The sequence below is a fragment of the Veronia nyctiphanis genome (assembly GCF_004116385.1).
Taxonomy (GTDB): Bacteria; Pseudomonadota; Gammaproteobacteria; order Enterobacterales; family Vibrionaceae; genus Veronia; species Veronia nyctiphanis.
The window spans coordinates 39,350-60,023 of the sequence record NZ_PEIB01000032.1; the positions used below are offsets into that span (position 1 = coordinate 39,350).

Below are 20,674 nucleotides of genomic sequence, written 5' to 3' on the forward strand. Positions count from 1 at the left end.
GTTTTATCCGATTCTGAAAGTGTTTAGTTGAGAGAAATAAAAAGCACCCCGTCAAGGTGCTTTAGTTTTTCCCGTTAGTGCTGAGGCTTAGTGCGACAGTTTTGTTGCATCATCAATGACATGATAGATGTAGCTTTGCTCAACGGTGCCTTGGAACAGCCATGCCTGAGGGCCGTGAGCAAAAATAGCAACGTCCTCACCAGAGTGTGTCTCTGAGCGTAAACGAACCAGTGCTTGCTGCTTGTAGTTTGGTTCCAACACGTCTTTTTCATTCAGTTCGGTGCGTGCTCCGTCTATTGCTCCTGGGCCGTTACCGTACACCAAGGTAGTGTATTTTTTACCATCCGCATCTTCATTGAACTTACCTTTCGCTTTCGACAGCCCCAGAATTGGGTTACCGCGCTGCGCGTAGCCATTCATGATTAAGGTGTGAGCGTGGTCTGCCGTAACAATGATCAGCGTTTCTTCAGGGTTGGTTTTTTCCAGTGCCACTTTGATTGCTGCATCGAAGGCTAGCGTATCTTCAAGCGCGCGCGCTGCGTTACCACCGTGGTGTGCATGGTCAATGCGGCCTGACTCCACCATCATGACGTAACCGTCTTTATCTTTGTTAAGAATATCGATGGCTTTCTCAGTCATTTCTGCCAGTGAGGGTTCGTTGTTTTCCTGCTTACGGTCATATTCATATTGCATGTGGCTGTTTTCGAACAGTCCAAAAACGCGCTCTGTCGTTTTAGCGTTCACAGCATCAAAGCCTTTGCGGTCAAAAACAAATTGGCCTTCCGGATAGCGGGTTTCCCACTCACTAATTAGGTTACGACCGTCTTTGCGTTTACCTTTTTTACCTTCTGTTTCTGGGTCTGCCATCTCAGCTGGGATGAACTCGCGACGACCGCCACCGAATGCCACCTGAAAGCCATCACCATAGTCAAATTCAACAAATTGTCGCGCAATGTCTACGCAGCCCTGTGCTTTGTTGACGTTGCTGACTTTCCCATCATTTTCCCATCCACGGTCAGGGCTGTGCGCATAGGTAGTGGCTGGCGTTGCGTGTGTCAGGCGCGCAGTGGATACGACGCCCAGTGCTTTGCCTTTCTCAGCGGCCATTTGGAAAATAGTCTTAGTTTCATTGCCTTTCATAGAACTACAAAAGCCGCGTTTCACGTTGTCGTTAACATTGATAACGCCAGCTTTGGTTTTCACACCGGCTACCATAGCGGTTGCTGTACCTGCTGAATCGGGCGTTTGCATGTCAGTGTTGTATGTTTTTGCTAGTGCGACATGCGGCAGGCTTCCCATCATAAGGCTATTTTCTTCACCTGTTTTACCTTGCATTTGACCTGCGTATATTCGAGCTGCAGTGATGGTGCCAACACTCATGCCATCGCCGACAAATAAGATGACGTTTTTGGCTTTGCCGATTATCGGCTTATTGGCCTTTGCTTTGCTCAAGGCGCTTTGGCCTTCTTGGTACCAGCTGTCCGATTGTTGGGGTACTTCAGCGAGGGCAGAATTTGAGATTAATGCGGCTGTTAATGCCGACAGTACAAAAGAGGGTTTCACGACGCTACTCCATGTTCAGTGTGTTTGAATTAAGCGTCGAATATCTTGAGTTTTGTAAGTGACATATTGTTTACATGCATTATTGCTTAAAGAGTAAATATTGAGTGAATCAAAAAATTGAGACTGATATCAATTTGATCTTCAATGTTAGCAACGAAATTATTACTTGAAGAAATCGTTCAATGAATATAAAGCGTCTGCGTTATTTTCCTAAGTGCTTAAAAGTATTCTGGATACCCAGGAAAATGAAAAAAGTACTTATGAAGCATAAAAATTGTAATGATATAACATACCAGTTTGGGAGGGGGTAAATAGTATTATAAATAGACTTATCATCAAATAATGGAGGTAAATAAGGGAACAGTTCATTGAGAGAATACAAGGCGCTATTTTCCCAATCTTTGATTGTCAGAGAAGATAGGCTCTTTATCCAGAGTTCATGGTTATTACCCAGTACACTCGGTATATTGTTGAGAACAGAATAAATAGTACATAGAAACCACAAAAAGAGAATGACGTACGCGGGTCTTTGAATCGAAGTGCCAAAATTGCTGAATTTGTCGTAAAAAAGCTCAGTTATTGACTCAATAGTGCCATGTGATGCCATCGCTTTGCACGTCTCTCGGTGATACTTAGCGTCGATGAAAGGGGGGTATCTCCCAGCAACCTTCGTAATTCTGCTATTTTTCGCGCATCACTGACGTTAAAGGCTTTTTTGAAAATACCTCTTTTCTTTGTTTTTAAATTAATGTTCAGAGAAATAAGGTGTTGGTCAGACACCATGGTATCGGTAAAGTCTGGTACTGTTTCCGTTTTATCTACGATTGAGAATCTGAAGCTGTTTTGAAAAATACTGTGTCTGAAGCTGAGCTTTTGTACTGAATCAGTGATAATTAATTCTCTGAAGTCGGCAATGTCGTTAAAAACGGCGTCTTCACACTCAAAGTATTCAGCTGAAATTAAAGAGCCAGAAAACTTTACTGGAGATTGACGATAAAATGTTTTATTAAAATCACAGGTTTCGCACTGGAAATGCGTTGCAGAAAAATCAATGCTACTAACTTCAAACCGAGAGCCATAGAAAGAAACATGATTACAATCAAAAATCGCCCCGGAGAAGTCTATTTTTCCGTGTTTAAACGTCATATTTTCTAAATTAACATTCTGATCGCCAAAACGAATATCGGTAAACATCGCATCAGAAAATTCAAATACCGAATCTGAAAAAGAAAACAGTGGCCCTGCATAACGGCTTCCTTTTAGATTTAAGTCAACATGCTTGAAAGTGCTGTCTTTGAATAGCACGTTACCAGAGCCAAACTGTGTATCGATAAAGGTTAACTTATCATTGGAAAATGTAGAGTCTGAAAAACTAATGTTTCCACCATCAAAGGAGGTTTCACTAAAATTTAGGCTGCTATCGGATATCTGAGCATGACGAAGACTGAAGTTACTGTTGCCGAATCGCGTTTTAGCAAAATTAAATGTGGTGTGATGAGAGGTGGTGTTATCAAAGCAAATTTCAGTATCGTTACAAGTGGTATTTTGGAAATGAAAACTGGAGGTGGAAAATGATGCACTTGAAAATGTCAGCTTTCCCACACCAAACCTTGAATCATTGAATATGATGCGACTTTGGTTAAATGTCGTATTCGAAAAGCTTATCTCCGCATCCGCGAAGTTTGCACGCTGAAAGGAGATAGCTCCACTCGGAAAGATGTACCCTGAGAAGTTGACTGACTGGTAATGTGAAAAATCCACCGCCTCAAAAATGATATCGGCATCAGTGTGTTCCTTAACCCAGCGATTCCATTCTTCACGTCCTTGTTGCCATAATTTGATCGCCGCTTTTCCTTTGAGGATAACTCTCATTTCGTTAGTCACACTGAAACCGATGATATAGAGGCTTTTGTTTATTAATCTATAGGTAATTTGCTGACTTGAGTGTCTGATTTGCAATACAAAATAGGGGAAGTGTCAGATTAGGTAGATAAAAAAGAGCCAAGCTAACGGCCCTTACTCTCCTGATAGAAGGTTACGCTCTACGTCGAACCGCCCGTAACATGACTGCTACAAACAGTATGAAGATTAGGGAAAAGACATTGTTTGCACCGCCTCCGCTGCTGCCACTGCTCTGTTCTGCAATAAAGCTGATTTGTTTTATGGTTGCAGAGTTCCCTGTGGGGCTGTTGTTGTCTTCCCGTGAAAACAAAAAGGTGATGGAGTTAGACGCTTCGGATAACTTGAGTCTTAGAGAGGAAGGCGTCGCTTCTTCACCGGAGACTGGATTTTCAGAAATCGGTTCACCGTTTTTTAGTATTGAAATTGTGTCAAGTGATGCGCCGACACTGACTTGTAAACTCATTGTTCCTTTAGCGATATTTGTCAATCTCAGTACTGAGGTCTCTCCAACAGAGATATTAGGGCCTCTGATTTCATCGCCAGTGCTTGTCCAGACGCCATTATCACTATGTTGTTCCGATTGAGGGGGCAGGCCGGCATTCCCCAGTGCGTCAAATAGTTGCGAGCTCTTTTTTAGGCCGTAATATCTCAGGTTAGATTTGAGTTCGTCAGCAATAGGGTGATCAGTGGAAACCGTCAACAAAGAAGAGGCTTCTCCGAGGGTGTTTGGCAGCGCATTATAATGGAACATGATGTGTTTTGAGTCAGCGTTGATTGACAGTTGTTCTGAGAGATCGTCGCGCTCTGTGCTTTTGCATCAATAACATTAAATGACGTATCACTATTGTTTGAGATGGTAACTACCCTACTTCTGTCATTGGTACTTATAAATCTCGCGTTGGTATAGGTAGGGTAGTCGATATCCAATTTCTTCGTTGCTATCCATCCTGATGCGCCACTGAAGTGCCCTACATTGGCATAGACGCCGTAAGCGTTAGGCTGAGCGCATCCATCCCCCCAGCTGACAACGCCAATCAGTTTAATTTTGCCGTTGTCATTAATTATTAACGGACCACCGCTGTCTCCTTGACAGGCATCTTTGCCCCCTTCGGCGAAGCCAGCACAAATAGCATTCTCGGTGATGCTACTGTAGCCACCTCCGATATTTTGGCAGGTTGTTCGGGATACGTATTCCACACCGACTTGCCGCAAAATATTTGGGAAATTGTATCCGTCATCAGGGTCAGGTTGCGCCACGGTATTACCCCAGCCGATAGTCGTTGCATTACTTCCTGGCTCAAGAGAAACAATATCGCTCTGACTTGCGAGGGCGACAGGGGTTCCTTTCGACGCGTCAATGGGTTGACTGAGCTTTAATATAGCGACGTCGTTTGAGGAGGTATAAGCGTTGTACTCTTCGTGGGGATAAATCGCAGCGACCGCAGAACGCTGACCTTCAGAACCTTCATTTCGAAGATCATGAATGTTCACGATGACATCAATACTTTCGGGAGTTGCAGTTTCTACGCAATGAGCCGCCGTCAGAACATATTGGCTGGCTATTAAGCTTCCGCCACAAAACTGTCTTGTAGCATCTGCGCCTTTTGGAACTAGAGCCGTGATAAAAGGCCACGCGTTTCGATCCGCGTCAACGCCTCCGACGATTCTTGGTGCGCCTCCTTCTGCGGGAAGAGCCTGCGCAACGTGTGTGAACGCGAGAATAACCGCTGCGAGAATTAGAATACTAAATTGCTTGTGTTGCATAGAACTTCCTCTTTAAATACAACGCTTTGGATATTAATAATTAACGAGTGGTTTCGGGTGTAGCCTACATAGAGGTTGACTGACTACGAACGATTTATTGGTTCATCATCCTCAACAATTGGATTTGATATCTTCAGTTCTTTGCCACGTATGCTTTCTGGTATGGTCAACGTAAATGATTGCCAAAACGGCATTCTGCGGCAAAAGTCTGGCTTAACCCTGACTATGGTTAAATCGATAACGTTTTTATCCGCCTTATCGATGTATATTTTGAAACTGGCATCAGAGGAGCAACCCGTCGAACGGGCGGTAAATGAAATGCTATCTTGTTGTACTTCCCACGAAGCCAGACCTTCAACACCACCATCCACGTCTGTGGGCTTTACGCCTTTTTCAGCGCATGACGTCAGTCCAACCAAGCAAAGGAGGAGTGCGGAAAGTGAGTGAAATCGGCGCATCATAACGGTGTTAATCCTCTATTTCGAAACGTGAACTAATCTGTTCAATTCATATTTAATTCGCTAACAAGACTAATCTTTTGACCTTTGTCATGGCAAAGCTTTGCCATGCGAATTCAATGAACTTTTATAAATGAAACGCTTGATTCAAGGAGAGAATGGATGAACTCGCAGCAGGAAAGTGAGGAAGTGGTGTCTAACCGTCTACTGGTATTACTATTTAATTGAAAAATCACTAGTGGAAGTGCTTTAGAATTTAAGAGAGTGAGTCTAAGGCCTATTCGGTATTGTTGATGGGATTGTGTAGCTCTGCGCCAGAAAAAAGAGCTAAACGTAGTGACATCTCTGTCTCCAATTACCAACCTTCCTAAAGGTTGGAAGGGGCGGAAAACATCTGGTTGCAGGTTGTAGAAGTTTGGAAAAAATGTAGCGATGAGTAGGTAAGTTGCGAACTCACTCAAAGCGCTGGTCTGGCGTTAGTTGAAACAGACTTTTGCGAACAACCTGTTTAAAAAAGATTGAAGTACAAAAAGCCCAAATATTTGACTGTATCTGGGCTTTTTTGCTTTCTATTATTCGCTGCGATTACGAGTCACTAGAGCAAATGAAGCCAGAGCTAACAAGAACCAAGCGAATGACCCTGCCGCAAAGTCGCGTACTTTTACACTGGTTTGTGCCACGTTTCCATTCGGTGCAATGTATTCCAACGCTACAGTGTCAGCGCCACTGAATTCAAATCGTCTGTATGCATTGTCTGTATCTTTAACTGAGTCTCTTAACTCACCATCGAGATAGATATTGAGGATGCTATCAGGCGAGTCACTATCAATTGAAACGTCAAAATGAAACTGTCTCGCGTCGATATCCGATACCATCAAAACTGACTTTTGTTTGCTATTGACTGTTGTAGGAAATAGTAATTCGCCGTCCGTCTGCCATGCATCTTGGTTACTAAACACCCTGATATCTTCAATATCAATTTGGTCTTCTAACTCATTGGCAGTAAGCGTTAGGCCCTCATAATTTGCGGTCACAGTGAAACTTTGAGCTTGCGGATGTGTGGTTTGTATTGAGAGAGTCTCTTGGTTTTCTCCAGACAGCGCGTTAAGTGCCAATGTGACCTTGCACTGCTCATTAATGCCAGTTGTTGTGTTTTCACACGCGTTTGCGGTTATCGATGCATTGCCTAGTGCAGTAACGCTTGTCACCTGAAAAGATTCTGACGTTTCATTGCTGACAGGAATACTTGTCTCAACGTTACCTGACGGCAAATAACCAAGTTGTACTGTCTGACTAAAATCGGTGTTATCGCTTTTGATGATTGTGTTTATCCAGCCAGCGAAGGCAGATACTTTGGTAAATACACTGTGTGGCGTTAAGGCGGAAATACAGCCACATCGTCACCATTTATACCGACAAGTTTAATTTGGCCGCCTGATGTCCGAATCAAAGGGGAGCCTCCGTCTCCACTGCACACTCCTTGTAGGGATGACGTTGTGGATTGAGTACAGAGGTGGTAGTTGGTTAAGCCGCCGAGATAAAAAAAGGTAGGGGAGCAGTCGCCATTGACTATGCGAAGGCTCGCCTTTTGCAGATTCTCCGGGCGACCGGCAGACAGGGGTTGTTGTGACTGTGGCAGTTGTTTGAGTCCCCATCCAACGGTCGTGAGTGAGTCGGATTGAGCAAGACTATTGGTCTCAGATTCTGACATCATGCTGATTGGGCTGCTATTCACGCTGTTTTTGAGAGTGAGTATGGCAAGGTTATTCCTCGTTAACTCAGCCGTTACGAAATCCGGATGGATATCTATTTTATCCACGTTGATACGTTGACCTTGTTGGGTGTTGAAGTTAGATATACCAACTATCACGTCTGCATCACCGTCGTAGCCATCGACAAGGAGCTTCCCGCAAAAACCTGAGGTGAGAATATGACGCTTACTGATAAGTGTTCCTTGGCACAATACGCTATCAATCTCTAGGCTTGAATCTGTGGCTAATACGGCGACTTTTACTGCGGAAGGCACCGTTGAACTCGCGTTCTGTCCTCCTGAAATTCGTGGCTTCATTTCACTTGCGCTAGTAGAGAAGGACAAACAGTACATACAAGTTATCAGCCATGTATAAACGCTCTTCATTTTTTCACCCCTAAATATAAAAATTAGCATTTACACCGTTTAACAACGGCATATTTCACTCAAAATAAAAGAATTGTAATTAGTGAAAGTATTAGACGATTCAGCATTATTGATTGTTGCAATAGAGAGAAAATATGATAGTAATTAACTGCTTGGAGAAAATAAATATAGGAAAGGGTTGAGGTTTGGTAGAGATTTAATAAGGGCTTGTATTACTTATTGCGGTTTATATTTTATAGTTTGTTGTTGCCTAAGACTTTTTTTTGGGTTTGTTATTTAAAGAAATGTTTAAAACATTGTTATGCTTTTATATCTATAATATTAGTCACTGAGTATTCAGAATGAATATTCCAATATATATGGACGTGATATATTAGCCTGAAAGGCTCAGTGATTTTGTGTGTGTAAGATTTATTGGTAAACCTTAATGGTCAAATGCCGCGAGATTAATCTCTGTTGGCTCGCCCAGCCAATAAGCATGATCTGTGTGGTCGGCATAGTCGTCACCTGTTACTCCATGGACTAATAAAGTCAGCCCATTGCGGTGTGAATCCAGCCAAGTGATCGCGCGATCGAAATCCCTTTGATCAAATAAAACCTGGTAGCTCCACCTTGTATGCGGACCCACATTTTTTTCGTGAAACCGACCCACAGGAAGACCAAGTTCATCACTGATTCTTTCTCTCAACGACGCTGCAAAATCTGAGGTTTTCTGATCGAAGTACACATGTGCGTGATACTGTTTGTGGACGTTCTTAGGGAAGTATTTTGAATGAGCACTGTCGTCTGATGGTGGTGTTTGCATGTGAAGTTCCGCTTTTCGTGTACATGCACTGATGATTCATCTGTGATGTTGGAATACTGTGTCGGCGTTATACACCAAAAAATAGCTCATTGCACTGCGAGTAGAATTAGTTGGAAGCGACTGAGCGAATACGAAAAGACGCTGAGGAAAGATAGATCTTCAGCGTCTTGCAGAGTGTTGTTAGTGGTTAGCTGATTGCTCTGACAAAATGTGACTGAATTGTGTTTCTGACACCGGTCTTGAGTAGTAATACCCCTGTAAGTACCTGTAGCCTTGCTGTTTGAGAAACTCTTGCTGGCTCTCTGTTTCTACGCCTTCGGCAATGACCGCCATGTCCAGTGTCTTACTCAGCGCCAAGGTGGTCGCAATAATTGTCCGGTTACTTTCCGATTCTGTCAGTGAAAAGCTCTTGTCGAGCTTCACCACATTAAACGGTAAGTTGTGCAATACGGATAATGACGAATACCCAGTGCCAAAATCATCAAGATACAACTTCACGCCCAGTGCGGCGATATCTTCCAGCCAGCCTCTTAATTCTCCGCAGTTCAGCACAGAGCATGACTCTGTTAGCTCCAGAGCGATATTTTCAGCCGCAACATCGTACTTTTGAAGCAAGGCTGAAAGGTCCTCAGCAAACCCCGGGTGAAGCTGGATCTGAGAGACATTGATGCTCAAGGTGAAGTGATGATCCATCTCCTTTTGCCATTTTGCGACCTGTTTTATCGCTTTTCTCAGTACCCAACGACCAATGTTGACTATTTGGCCGGTTTCTTCTGCCACTGGCACAAACTCAGACGGGGCCACACGCCCTAGCTCTTCGTCATGCCAGCGAATCAGCGCTTCTGCGCCTCTGAATCGCTTTTCCACCACGTCATAAATAGGTTGATAAGCCAGAGTGAATTGGTTCAGTTCAACAGCGCGGGAAAGGCGATGGCGAATATGCACTTTTCTCCGCTGGTCTTCCATCAGCTTGGGTGTAAACAGGTGATAGCGGTTTCTGCCATTCAGCTTGGCTTGATGCATTGCCAGCCCAGCTTGTTTCAGCAGTGAATCCGCATCTTCCGCATTACCGGGAAAAATACTGCACCCCGCACTGACACTGATGCAAATATCGCCAAGCGTCTCCAGGCTGAGGGGGAGCTGCGTTTTCCTCAACACTTGTCCTAGCTTAAGGTAAATACTGGCAGTGTTCTGCTCTGGGATCAGAGCAAGAAATTCATCACCACCAAAGCGTCCAATGTGACAAGACTTTCCAAGAATACCTTGCAAACGCTCGGCTGTTTTTCTCAGCAATTGATCGCCGATGTGATGGCCATAAATGTCATTAACTTGTTTGAACCGATCGACATCAATAAAAACAAGGTGAAATGGGTCGCTCTGCTCAACCGAATTGTTTATGACCTCTAACATGCCTCGACGGTTATATAAGCCCGTCAGCTCATCGTGGGTGGCTTGGAAATTCGCCTTAAGCAGTTTCTGTTTTTGCTCACTGATATCAGTCAGTGCCATTAGTAGCTGCTGCCTGTCATCAAACCACTTAGCAAACACCCGAAAACAATGAAGCGTATTGTCAATATGGGGCTCTATTTCTGCTGTGAACTCGCCTTCGGATTTGGCTCGCGCTATCCACTCACAGGCTTCGCGTTTACTCCCCAGCAGTTCTGAAAGAGAGTTGATGCCCTGATGGAAACAGGTTTTAAAGTAATCGTTGCAACTGCTTAACTGGCCGTTAGCTTTGAACAATAGTGACAGGTTTGAGCCTATAGAGTTTTCCAAATCACGCTTTAGGCTAAACTCATCTGAAATGACCTCGACCAGCATAGCTTGTTTGTTGTTTGGCAGTGTAAAACCAGAAAACTGGCAAAGCTTGCGCTTTAACCGTTGCTTCGGTGAGTACGTCCACCATGTTCTTACCTGCTCACCTTTTTCGAACTTACTTTTGTAGTAACCCAATGTTGCATCGACGGCAGCAGACATCCCTGACTTCAGATCTCTCTGAATCAGTTCCTCTAAAGAGTCAGCTTCCCACAATGTGAGCGCGTTACGATTAGCCCAAACAATTGATCTGGAATCAAAATCAAAGATCCAGATCGGATTGGATAATTGATTCAAAACGCTGTAATCGTTCCCGACAGTACTACTACTCATCGTCAGGCAAGGCTGTGAAGTCATTATTATCGTATTCTCTGTACGTGCAGTAATTTGCCACTTTTTCTACAAAACTATCAAATTGTATAGCATTGTAGGCATGTCTTTATTGAGCCGACGCAAGAATAATGGCTATTAGGTGAAATTTAAATACCTTTGTTTGCATCTGTCATCAAAATGTTCAAAACACATACTTTACTTAGCCAAACACCAGTCAACGTGTCGAATATAAATGCTAATAGTAATTGTTGGTTGTTTATAAATCAGTGGTTTAATTGTTAATAATTATATTTATAGTTAATTTTTTTGAAGATCTATGGTTTTTTCTTTGAAATCAATTCTTACAATTACCCAATGGATTAACAATGTGCTTACGTTGTTTTCTATGGTTTAAGGGCCATGTGGGAGCCAAGTGATAGAGTCATCTTCTTTCGTTGCTACCTATCAAGAAATACGTACTTACTCTTTGTCTCATAATCTGGTCTTGAAGTGCATAAGACAACTGACTAACGTAACTGCCAAAAAATGTTCATCGCAATGTAGAACAGTACGAGCCCAGATCTGTAACACTAACAGATCTGTGCTAATCAATGGTGCATGATGTTCGTTTGTGCCAAGTCTTCAAATACAAGGTTGATTTGGCAATGGGGTATGACCTTCGAAACGAACAGTCGACGAGCAGCAGTGAAAACTCGCCTGATTCATGGCTTGAGAATTCGCAAACAGCAGACGCTTCTTTGCCGAAGGGGGGGGCCGCGCTTCGTGCTATAGAGCAGAGTTTCAACGTAAACCCAGTCAATGGCAGCCAATCAGTCACCATTGGTCTTCCTGTCTCACCTTCCCGTCAGCAAAGTTCGCCAGAGCTCAATATCCAGTACAACTCGCAGTCAGGCCAAAGCCTTTTGGGTTGGGCTGGAGGTTATCTGAAACTGCAATTATCAGGAAGTACAGAGGCGCGCTACCTACCTACAAAGATGGTGATGAGCAGGATACTTTCCTGTTTTCGGGTGAAGAACTGGTGCCTGCGTTAGTTGAGCAAGACAACAAATGGCAAAGAGCCCGCCAAGATGTCGATGGCTACCGAGTCGATCAATTCAGACCCCGTCATGAGGGCGGTTGGCAGAGAATTGAACGATGGCAGGATTTATCAACGAACGATGTTTTCTGGCGCACTATAACTATAGGTAATGTGCAGTTATGGTACGGATACTCGGCGGAATCGAGGCTAAGCGATCCAGAGAACCCTCTGCGTGTTTTCGAATGGAAGTTGTCACATGTTGTGGATGACAGAGGCAACCTGATCCGCTATCGCTATAAACGTGAGAACAGGGAGGAGGTTAGCCCTTTACTTTCAGAGAAGTGCAGGCATACCAGTAATTGTACTCAGCTTTACCTAAAGCGTGTTTGGTACGGTGTCAAAACGCCTTATAAACCGAGCGATTCGTTACCGAATATTGATGGCTTTCTGTTCGAGACTGTCTTCGATTATGGTGAACACGACAGCCAGTTTCCAACGCCTGACGAGCAGGAGAGCTGGTCAGCTCGCGCTAATCCATTTTCCGACTTCCGCGCAGGGTTCGATATCCGCACTTATCGCTTGTGCGAGCGCGTGTTGTTATTTCATCGGTTCGACGAGTTGCCGCTGAGCCCTTGCCTTGTCTCTGCGACCCATCTTACTTATTCATCTGATGAATCAGGAATTAGTCAGCTCAGTGATGTCGTTCAAAAAGGTCACCTCTGGGATGAAGAAACGCGAGAAAATGTTGGCTCCAGCCAGCTTTACCTACCAACCGCATGTCTGGAGCCGAGAGGTAAAGTCCGTTATCGCTGATATCGTTCCAGCACCGCCAGCGAGCAGAGGAAAGCATCGATGGGTTGACCTCTACCGTGAAGGCTTACCCGGTATTTTGACCGACGTTGGCAGCCAGTGGTTTTAACAAGCTAACCTTGGCAGCGCAAACTTCGGCTAAGCAGTGGCTGTGGGGCAAAAGCCTTCATATAGCGGTTTGGCAACCGGTTCCCCGTTATTGAGCTTGCAGGCTTTGCCCGGCAGTCAAAACCTGAGTTTGGTTGACTATTCTCCAGCAACATTCGGCTTTTTCCGTTTGGCATCATTACCCGAACAGCAGGGGCGATGCTATTTCACTGTGCCGGAAGAAGCGTTTGACTTTGATTTTCAGGGACACTTCGACCGCCGGATCCGCTCAGTGAGTATCAGTATACCTTGTGTCGTAGGCCCCTCCGTCAGCATCAATTGCACACTCAGACTGCTTTCAAATCACTATCGCGTGAATACAGATATGAATACCGAGGGTGAATATCCTCAGTAGAGAGATGGAGACATCCTGTTGTCCGATACGCGCTTTCATTCAGAACACGCGGCAGTTAATCAGATTGCCGCAAGTTATGCGCAGTCAGACAGGGGCGTGTTGGCATTTTGTTTCGGTGACGAGCGGTATTTACCGTTTGAAGGAGCAGGGGCAATCAGCGAGAGGTCTTTGGAACTTACGTCAGTTCAACTATGACAGCATTGCCGATGTGATACTCAATATTGATTACAGTGCCAGAGAAAGCGGCGGAACATTCAAAGCAAAAATCACTGAACATATGAAAGATTTTTTGAGGAATGATGTGGCTCAGTCTGGTGCACCCTTGGTACAGATGGTCAGCTTGATGAGCAGTTCACTACAAAATGGCACCGTTTTTACCATCCGGGGAGTGAAGGTGAACAGCAACTGATGATTGCCATCGGGGAAAACAGGCTGCCCTTTTTCGCGCGTAACCGAACCCTAGTTATCGATAAACTTGAGGTGCTTGCCCGTTGTGAGCAGGAAGAAGACTATCACTTACGCCTCGCCTTTGAGCGTGAGGACGGCACTTTTTCAGGCTCGACGAATATCCATATGGTGCGAGATACAACACTTAACGGTTTGCACCGAGTGTCTGTCGTCGATGGGACAGGCGGACTCGATTTTTCTGAGTTTGATGTGTCTCACTTACTGAGTGTTCAGATGAAGAAAAGCAGTGATGACGACTTCCGCTCTCTCTGCTAACCCTCAAGAGGTCAGAAAGCTGTACCTTTTAATGAGCTATCACCTTGTTTAAATAAAAAGATAGAGTGCCTTTTAGCATTTCTGTCTTTTTCTCGCGCATTCTGCAGGGTTGGGAGAGACGAACCAGTCAGCATAATGAAAGGGCACAATCAATCTTTCTGGTGAAGGTTAGTATGCTTCACTTTTGCTTGTTCCTGTTCAAACTGCATTGCAGCGTCGAAATCGCGCTTCGCTTCTTCCATTGACCACGGCTGGTTGGATAATTCTAGTAACTGGGCTTGCTGCTGTGAAATCGTATCCGCAAATTGCATCTCGAGCGCTCTTTCAATAACGGCACTATCGAGTTGTTGCTGTGCCATGATATGAGCGAGGTTATCCGGCTGTTGCGCGACAGTAGGCTGGTAGAATAACTCAGCGATGGCTTGCGCGCGGACGGGATCAACCCCAGCATTCTGCAATACAATCGCCAGCTTCTGCACGTCGGGGTTCGTTTGCTTACTGTCAATGTCTGCAGCCTTCTGGCTGTAGTTCTGAACCAAAAACTGGTTTGTCGCGGATATCATCGTTTTTACCTCCTGACGATAATTTCAATGCTTGGACTAGGTGTGTCTTTACCGCATACAGTTCCAAAATTTCCTGATAAATTTTATCTAACACATTGTTATTTAGTCAGAACTTGTGTTCTATTTTGTGTTTATTCAGGCACTTATCGACCAGTCCTTATAAATATTGTCTGAGATTGTGATAAAACCTGATTTATTGAGTGAATATGCAATACGGAAAGAAAAGAGCATCAATATAAATTGATGCTCTTAGAAATCGGAATGTCGCTTTTGTTTTTCAAATCATTGCTTGGCAATGTGTTTGAACTTCTTCAGCAAAGAAGACGATGAAACTTTCGCATTGATTCTATGCAATGCAGTTGCTCCCCGACTCGTAAGCTCCAATGCTCGTGATGTCAGCACAGGTAAACCTTGTTCAAATCGCTTGGCTGCATTTCTCAGCCTGTTCAGTTGCTGCTTTCTCATGCTGGGTGAGAGAAGATATGACAACGCAGGCAGAAAGGTTTGATGCGGACCGGAATGATGCTGAAACATGCCAATAGTGGGTTTTTTTCGCTTTGTTTTGGAAGTTAATCACGGATTTCCACTCAACCTTGAATGTATCCACCACACTTTTTGGTGCTTTCTTCTGTGTTATTTCACCCGATGATGTATTGATATTACCCCAATCCTACTGGCCGCTTATTACTGTTCTCCTTAAAATACACCTCGACGATATTAATATAAGTGCATATGTGGTGTTCGGGGTTCCATGGATGAGTATGAAATATTTATTTAAGTATCTGATTTATTGATGAAATATAAAATAGTTAAGTGCTGATAAATCAAATTTTTCAGATGTTAGGGACAGTATACAGATACCCCATACCACCATGTCTAAAGGCTTCGATAGTCTTTTTTAGACCGATTTTTTGTGCCACAGCCTGGCTCGCAACATTGTCGTTTGCGATGAATATTTCCATGCTTTGTGTCATGCCTGCTTCACAAAGGGTAGCTAAGGCCAGTTGGCATGCTTCGGGTGCAATCCCTTTCCCCCAAAATTGGCGGCGGATGAAATAACCAAAATCGTTGACGCCGTTTATTTCTTTTATTCCCACAAAGCCAATGAGTTCGTCGGTTTTGCTGCATGCAATGACAAAGCGAGATTGTGAGATCAGTGCATCGTCAAACCAGTCTTGTGCTTCTTGCTCTGTAAGGGCACGACCTGGGCCTAGGAAACGCATCGCCTCGTTGTCTTGAATGAGATCATAGGCATGAATGCGATCTTGGTTCTCCAATTGTCTGAGAGTAATACTGTTAGCCATGACCAAATGCCTGTTTTTCTGGGGGGAGGTTTACGTTATCGGGCAAGAAAAAGGAGGTAAATGATAGAGATAAAAGGCTGAGATTGATATCAAGGTTATGGGCCACGCGGTCAATATACAACGCGCGGCCCTGCAACAAGTCAGTGTGCGATTGCCGTTAACATGGCAAGCGAGACAAACAGAGCACAAGTTACTTTGCGGATGGCATCCAAAGGTAATTTATCTGAACAGTACTTTCCGGCAAAGACCACAGGCACGTTTGCGATAAGCATTCCCAGCGTTGTACCAAGAATAACCATTATGACTGCGTCGGGATAACTGGCGCCTAACATTGTTGTGGCCACTTGGGTTTTGTCACCGATCTCCGCGATGAAAAACGCTACAAAACTCGCGACGAACGGGCCTTTTGAAGAAAGCGTCATGTTCCCCTCAAGCTTGTCCGGAATGAGTATCCACAAAGCCATGATGAGGAAACTTGCTACCAGTAACCACTTCAACACAGTGGGAGAGAGGAAATCAGACACAACGACGCCCAACCAAGCGGCCAGTGCATGATTAAGCAGGGTTGCAGTAAATATGGCAACGACAATGGGAAAGGGTTTTCGAAAACGGCTTGCCAACAAAAATGACAAAAGCTGGGTTTTATCACCAATCTCAGCCAAAGCGACTGAAGACACGGATATTGCTAATACACTCACGGATTACTCACAAAGGCGAGATAATTATAGGTACCAAAGACAGACCCTCGTGCCCCGCCCGGTTCACGTTGATATGCCATTGGTCTCGCCAAACTCACAGGGTGTGAGTCATGATTGCCATGAAGATTGAGCTTCAATTATGTTGACAATCATCTTCGTCAAAAAGAAGAGGCTACTCCCCAAAGGGAGCACGAGTATATATGCATTCTTACTAATCATTCAAATAGAAAATGAAATATAAATGTAACATTTAATTTAGGTGTTTTGTTCTCGTAAATCACTTATATCTCTTCATATTATCAAACTCATCACGAATTTTATTCTCGCATAGCCATAGCCATAGCCATAGCCATAGCCATAGCCATAGCCATAGCCATAGCCATAGGCTGATGATGCGACCACCGTGACAATTTTGCGTTTAGTTTTGTATGCCGAGTAATCATGTCACGACAAAAAATACCAATGGCAGAGATTTGGGCGATTTTGAGTTACGCCAGACGAGCTGTAGCGGATTTGGACAGAATCAAGTTGGCAAGACGAGTTCTGTGTCCGCCATATGTATTAGGAAATATATGGGTAATTTACGTTTTACTGGAGGTATTTTTGGTTAGCTCTAAAGCCATAGTCGTTTGTTAGCTTGCGCTCTTGACGTGAAACAGGCTTACACCCATGCCAACAAACAGTCCACCACTGATACGGTGAAACCACTTTGTCTGATGTGAACCTGATAAAAACTCTTTGGCTTGCCTACCTAAGTACCCGTAAGTAGATAGAGATAGAAATGAAAAAGCCATAAATATTAGTGTCATTACCGAAAACTGCATTAATAGCGGTGATTTGGTATCCAAGAACTGAGGGAATAAAGCAGCAAAGAATACAATTGGCTTTGGATTCGTGACGGCAACCAATAAGCCTTCCTTAAAATATGAGAACAACGGGCGTGCAGATTTTACGATTTCGTCTGGATGTTCAATTTTGGCTTCTTTACTTGCACGTATTTGCTTAATACCTAGATAGATTAAATAGAGAGCCCCAACTATTTTAAATGCCATAAATAGAGACGAAGAAGCCATTAATACTGCGCTTAGCCCACTAATAGATAGCGCAGATAAAATTAACAAACCCAAGATATTACCTAATGCTGAAACTGATACGCATTTAACTCCATTAACGGCACCGTTATAGATTGCAAGAAATATTGCCGGACCTGGACTAATGATATAAAAAAACGAAACAACGCTAAAGAGTATTAAAGTATCGTAGTTCATTATTTCCCCAAAGAAAGCTAACGCCCGCCAGCACCTTTTGAAAAAGCTACCGCATTTCACTTTGTCGAAAACCGTGTTTAAGCCACCAAGAGACAATAACTTGAACGTGAATTCAAATGCCTGATGGAAATTTCAGACATGCCACTCAAACAAAAACTGTTTGCCGATTTCGTTAGCAACCAACAGCTATGACAAGAGGAATTTTGATGCTCAAAAATTCTAAAATTGATGGGGATAACGCCAGACAAGCTGGCGAGGAATTGGCTGGGTTCTCGATGCCATTTTTGAGAGCAGGGCGACATCTGTATGGCTGAGATGGTATCTATTTATATCCAAAAGTCATAGCCATAAATGGAGTAAACTTGCGTCAATATAACCTTGCAATAACACCGCCTCCGGCTGGAAAATATATAAGGACAACGAGTGCATATTGTTGGTAGTAATTGTCGTTTTGTGGTTTTTTTAACAAAAAAATTAGGCAGGATGAGAGATGTCAAAGAAGTCGCTGATGGTGCAAGGAACGACGTCTGATGCAGGGAAAAGCACTTTAGTTGCAGGGCTTTGCCGGGTGTTTGCAAGGCGTGGTGAGCGAGTGGCTCCATTTAAACCACAAAATATGGCGTTAAACAGCGCTGTAACACCCGAGGGTGGTGAGATTGGCAGAGCGCAGGCGTTGCAGGCTATTGCTGCTGGTGTGTCTTTGCACACTGACTTTAACCCTGTACTCCTCAAGCCGAACAGTGACACGGGTGCGCAAGTGATTATTCACGGTAGAGCCATTACCAACATGGAAGCGGCTGCCTATCATGATTACAAGAAAGTAGCACTGGATGCCGTATTAACATCGCACCATCGGTTAGAAGCCTCGTTTGATCTGGTCATGGTTGAAGGGGCGGGAAGCCCAGCAGAAATTAACTTACGTGAGAACGATATTGCCAATATGGGCTTTGCTACTGAGGTTGACTGCCCAGTCATCATTATTGCTGATATCGATAAAGGGGGAGTATTCGCGCACCTTGTTGGCACATTAATGTTGCTCAGTGAGGAGGAACAAGCACTGGTAAAAGGGTTTGTCATTAATCGTTTTCGGGGCGATCTCAGTTTATTACAGTCTGGACTGGATTGGCTTGAAGAGAAAACCGGAAAGCCAGTCTTGGGTGTGCTGCCTTATCTCCACAGCCTCAAATTAGATGCTGAAGATGCCGTCGAGGCAGAGAATATTGTCAAAGACGCTAAAATCAATATTGCCGTTTTACTTCTTCCCCACATCAGTAATCACACTGACTTTGATACGCTCAGGTTTAGTTCTGACGTTGACCTTCGTTATGTTCGTCATCGAGAGTCTATTGGTCAGGCAGACTTGGTCATTATTCCGGGTAGCAAAAATGTCATCAGTGATATGGCTTTTCTTCGGGCAGAAGGGTGGGACCGAGAAATCGAACGACACCTGCGTTATGGCGGAAAGCTAATGGGTATCTGCGGTGGCTTTCAAATGCTGGGTAATGAAATCGCTGACCCAGACGGCATTGAGTCGTGTCAAAAAAACTCTCAAGCTCTGGGGATGGCTGATTTCAGCACTACATTAACGCCAGAGAAGATGCTCAAAGAAGTAAAAGGGCACTGCAACCTGACAGGCTCTGAAATTCAAGGTTATGAGATACATTGTGGACGAAGCAAAGGGCCTGCGCTTGCTTCACCTTTTGCAAAAATGAGCGGTGATCAGAACGACGGATTCATTTCTGCTGATAGACAAATTGTGGGCACTTATCTTCATGGTTTGTTTGATCGTGCTGAAACGGTGAATGCCTTGTTATCATGGGTAAATGGTGGCGAATTTGATGCAAACGTCGTCGACATGAAGGTTCTTAGAGAAACGGAGATCGAACGTTTGGCTGATGCTTGTGAGGCGTGGCTAGACATCGATAAAATAGCGTCGCTACTTGACAGTTAGCCAGTTGAAAAAGAGAGCAAGCCTAAAGCTTGCTCTGCGTTGATTACATCGTCTTTGACGTTTAGAAATCACCATCTTTGATGTAGGGATGAGTCCAGAGAATAACAGTAAGGATGGTAAGCTTTCTCCATGCCTCATACATCGCATCTACCTGCTCTGGTGTTGCGTTTCCTTTTTCAAGGAAAGGCTTGATGGTTGTCGTAATTGGGTAAATGAACGCGACCATGTAACGATAATGGATAAGTTCGACAGAATTTGTATCGTCCGTTCTATTTTTACCGACGCTGTGGTGGCGCTTAGCAATCTCATGCTGATAGTTAAGCCATTTCTGATCGTAATTACCGCTGGTCATATCGAGAATCCAATGTTCAAAGCGGTCACGAACTCGTTGTAGGTATCTCGTATCCACGGCTCCCGTTTTTCTATCACCGAAGTAGTAGATCAGGTGCTCATTTCCACCGACATAACTATACCAAAGGTCTAATATATCGGATATTTGAGGTTTAAGTATCTTATTTGCTTGTTTTAGCGCTTTGACATCATCAGGGCCAAAAAATACGGTTTTTTGTAATAATTCAAAATCTTTCATGGAAACGGGTGATGTTTCCAGCCATTTCGCATGAGCATCATAGCCTACCGGGTATTTACCATGCCCATCCGCAACAACGGCTGATGAGCACCCCATAACAATAAACAGGCTGAAAAAGACATACTTTAATTTCTGCATACACGACTCCTTGCTGCTTGATCCAGTTTTAGTCAAACGTAATTTTTATTTTGAGAATAGTTATCATTCATCGATAAATAAATTATTGATTTTATTCGGTTTAATTTGCGAATATTACTGTTCTCATAATTGATATAACCAGTGAGACTTATATCAATAGAAAATAGTTATCTGCTTAATCCAATAAAGTATCGAATCGATACAATAAGAATATTCCGATAAAAATTCTTGTCAACTGCATTACACCCAATCTTTATATTGTCTTATCTATGAGCCACTTTCTTACTGGGAAGCATTCATAAAAGCGTATTGCGTATATTTATAAATATATAA

General features: G+C 43.8%; 17 protein-coding genes, 2 pseudogenes and 1 riboswitch. Of the genes and pseudogenes, 5 read left to right on the plus strand and 14 right to left on the minus strand.

Annotated features, from left to right (window positions below; all coding sequences use genetic code 11):
• Window positions 1-87: 87 nt before the first annotated feature.
• The 9 genes from CS022_RS19595 to CS022_RS19635 all read right to left on the minus strand — a co-directional run bounded on the left by CS022_RS19595 (window position 88) and on the right by CS022_RS19635 (window position 10,606).
• Window positions 88-1,563 carry an alkaline phosphatase gene (locus tag CS022_RS19595; RefSeq protein ID WP_129123655.1) on the minus strand — a complete coding sequence of 492 codons (1,476 nt, stop codon included), beginning with the start codon at window positions 1,561-1,563 and terminating at the stop codon, window positions 88-90.
• 576 nt (window positions 1,564-2,139) lie between these two features.
• Window positions 2,140-3,447, minus strand: coding sequence for a hypothetical protein (locus CS022_RS19600; RefSeq protein ID WP_129123656.1), 1,308 nt, complete (start codon window positions 3,445-3,447; stop codon window positions 2,140-2,142).
• A gap of 151 nt (window positions 3,448-3,598) precedes the next feature.
• Entirely contained in the window at window positions 3,599-4,165 is a 567-nt protein-coding gene (locus tag CS022_RS19605) for a hypothetical protein (RefSeq protein ID WP_161569684.1), read from the minus strand.
• A complete protein-coding gene (locus CS022_RS19610; RefSeq protein ID WP_129123658.1) occupies window positions 4,162-5,229 on the minus strand; it encodes a S1 family peptidase in 1,068 nt (355 codons plus the stop codon). The genes CS022_RS19605 and CS022_RS19610 overlap by 4 nt, the downstream gene beginning before the upstream one ends.
• A gap of 83 nt (window positions 5,230-5,312) precedes the next feature.
• On the minus strand, window positions 5,313-5,690 hold the full coding sequence (locus CS022_RS19615; protein ID WP_129123659.1) for a hypothetical protein: 378 nt from the start codon (window positions 5,688-5,690) through the stop codon (window positions 5,313-5,315).
• A gap of 569 nt (window positions 5,691-6,259) precedes the next feature.
• Entirely contained in the window at window positions 6,260-6,895 is a 636-nt protein-coding gene (locus CS022_RS19620) for a hypothetical protein (RefSeq protein ID WP_129123660.1), read from the minus strand.
• A gap of 167 nt (window positions 6,896-7,062) precedes the next feature.
• Window positions 7,063-7,755: a S1 family peptidase gene (locus CS022_RS19625; RefSeq protein WP_161569685.1), complete on the minus strand. Its 693-nt coding sequence runs from the start codon at window positions 7,753-7,755 to the stop codon at window positions 7,063-7,065.
• Window positions 7,756-8,248: 493 nt separating this feature from the next.
• On the minus strand, window positions 8,249-8,629 hold the full coding sequence (locus tag CS022_RS19630) for a DOPA 4,5-dioxygenase family protein (RefSeq protein WP_129123662.1): 381 nt from the start codon (window positions 8,627-8,629) through the stop codon (window positions 8,249-8,251).
• 180 nt (window positions 8,630-8,809) lie between these two features.
• The gene (locus tag CS022_RS19635) at window positions 8,810-10,606 is read right to left on the minus strand and encodes a putative bifunctional diguanylate cyclase/phosphodiesterase (RefSeq protein WP_235869797.1); all 1,797 of its coding nucleotides are present in this window, start codon (window positions 10,604-10,606) and stop codon (window positions 8,810-8,812) included.
• Between the two features lie 815 nt (window positions 10,607-11,421).
• On the opposite strand from CS022_RS19635, the pseudogene CS022_RS19645 reads away from it, so the two are divergent.
• From CS022_RS19645 to CS022_RS19660, 4 genes and pseudogenes are all read left to right on the plus strand, one after another.
• Window positions 11,422-12,608: pseudogene (locus CS022_RS19645) on the plus strand (SpvB/TcaC N-terminal domain-containing protein).
• Between the two features lie 148 nt (window positions 12,609-12,756).
• A pseudogene (locus tag CS022_RS26750) lies at window positions 12,757-13,302 on the plus strand (Tc toxin subunit A-related protein).
• A complete protein-coding gene (locus tag CS022_RS19655; protein ID WP_129123667.1) occupies window positions 13,184-13,516 on the plus strand; it encodes a hypothetical protein in 333 nt (110 codons plus the stop codon). Before CS022_RS26750 ends, CS022_RS19655 begins: the two are co-directional and overlap by 119 nt.
• On the plus strand, window positions 13,516-13,830 hold the full coding sequence (locus tag CS022_RS19660; protein ID WP_129123668.1) for a hypothetical protein: 315 nt from the start codon (window positions 13,516-13,518) through the stop codon (window positions 13,828-13,830). Before CS022_RS19655 ends, CS022_RS19660 begins: the two co-directional genes overlap by 1 nt.
• Window positions 13,831-13,979: 149 nt before the next feature.
• Here CS022_RS19660 and CS022_RS19665 read toward each other — a convergent pair whose 3' ends face one another.
• The 4 genes from CS022_RS19665 to CS022_RS19690 all read right to left on the minus strand — a co-directional run bounded on the left by CS022_RS19665 (window position 13,980) and on the right by CS022_RS19690 (window position 17,663).
• Window positions 13,980-14,393 (minus strand): hypothetical protein, encoded by a 414-nt coding sequence (locus CS022_RS19665; RefSeq protein ID WP_129123669.1) that lies wholly within the window; start codon window positions 14,391-14,393, stop codon window positions 13,980-13,982.
• 833 nt (window positions 14,394-15,226) lie between these two features.
• Window positions 15,227-15,697, minus strand: a complete 471-nt coding sequence (locus CS022_RS19675) for a GNAT family N-acetyltransferase (protein ID WP_129123671.1) — start codon at window positions 15,695-15,697, stop codon at window positions 15,227-15,229.
• A gap of 140 nt (window positions 15,698-15,837) precedes the next feature.
• Complete coding sequence (locus CS022_RS19680; RefSeq protein ID WP_129123672.1) at window positions 15,838-16,395, minus strand: TMEM165/GDT1 family protein; 558 nt, start codon at window positions 16,393-16,395, stop codon at window positions 15,838-15,840.
• A 5-nt stretch (window positions 16,396-16,400) separates the two neighbouring features.
• Window positions 16,401-16,582: riboswitch (yybP-ykoY riboswitch) on the minus strand.
• A gap of 445 nt (window positions 16,583-17,027) precedes the next feature.
• The gene (locus CS022_RS19690) at window positions 17,028-17,663 is read right to left on the minus strand and encodes a LysE family translocator (protein WP_129123673.1); all 636 of its coding nucleotides are present in this window, start codon (window positions 17,661-17,663) and stop codon (window positions 17,028-17,030) included.
• A gap of 490 nt (window positions 17,664-18,153) precedes the next feature.
• Here CS022_RS19690 and CS022_RS19695 point away from each other — a divergent pair, with 490 nt between their 5' ends.
• Entirely contained in the window at window positions 18,154-19,614 is a 1,461-nt protein-coding gene (locus CS022_RS19695) for a cobyric acid synthase (RefSeq protein WP_235869803.1), read from the plus strand.
• A gap of 61 nt (window positions 19,615-19,675) precedes the next feature.
• Here the strand turns inward: CS022_RS19695 and CS022_RS19700 are convergent, their stop codons facing one another.
• Window positions 19,676-20,341: a protoglobin domain-containing protein gene (locus CS022_RS19700; RefSeq protein WP_235869812.1), complete on the minus strand. Its 666-nt coding sequence runs from the start codon at window positions 20,339-20,341 to the stop codon at window positions 19,676-19,678.
• Window positions 20,342-20,674 lie beyond the last annotated feature (333 nt).

Bases quoted from the DNA above. Each gene is read 5' to 3' on its own strand.
- CS022_RS19655 (WP_129123667.1), top strand. From the start codon at position 13,184: ATGCGCAGTCAGACAGGGGCGTGTTGGCATTTTGTTTCGGTGACGAGC.
- CS022_RS19690 (WP_129123673.1), bottom strand. From the start codon at position 17,663: ATGAACTACGATACTTTAATACTCTTTAGCGTTGTTTCGTTTTTTTAT.
- CS022_RS19610 (WP_129123658.1), bottom strand. From the start codon at position 5,229: ATGCAACACAAGCAATTTAGTATTCTAATTCTCGCAGCGGTTATTCTC.
- CS022_RS19665 (WP_129123669.1), bottom strand. From the start codon at position 14,393: ATGATATCCGCGACAAACCAGTTTTTGGTTCAGAACTACAGCCAGAAG.
- CS022_RS19700 (WP_235869812.1), bottom strand. From the start codon at position 20,341: ATGCAGAAATTAAAGTATGTCTTTTTCAGCCTGTTTATTGTTATGGGG.
- CS022_RS19675 (WP_129123671.1), bottom strand. From the start codon at position 15,697: ATGGCTAACAGTATTACTCTCAGACAATTGGAGAACCAAGATCGCATT.
- CS022_RS19615 (WP_129123659.1), bottom strand. From the start codon at position 5,690: ATGATGCGCCGATTTCACTCACTTTCCGCACTCCTCCTTTGCTTGGTT.
- CS022_RS19695 (WP_235869803.1), top strand. From the start codon at position 18,154: ATGTCAAAGAAGTCGCTGATGGTGCAAGGAACGACGTCTGATGCAGGG.
- CS022_RS19630 (WP_129123662.1), bottom strand. From the start codon at position 8,629: ATGCAAACACCACCATCAGACGACAGTGCTCATTCAAAATACTTCCCT.
- CS022_RS19625 (WP_161569685.1), bottom strand. From the start codon at position 7,755: ATGAAGCCACGAATTTCAGGAGGACAGAACGCGAGTTCAACGGTGCCT.
- CS022_RS19635 (WP_235869797.1), bottom strand. From the start codon at position 10,606: ATGTCTGCTGCCGTCGATGCAACATTGGGTTACTACAAAAGTAAGTTC.
- CS022_RS19660 (WP_129123668.1), top strand. From the start codon at position 13,516: ATGATTGCCATCGGGGAAAACAGGCTGCCCTTTTTCGCGCGTAACCGA.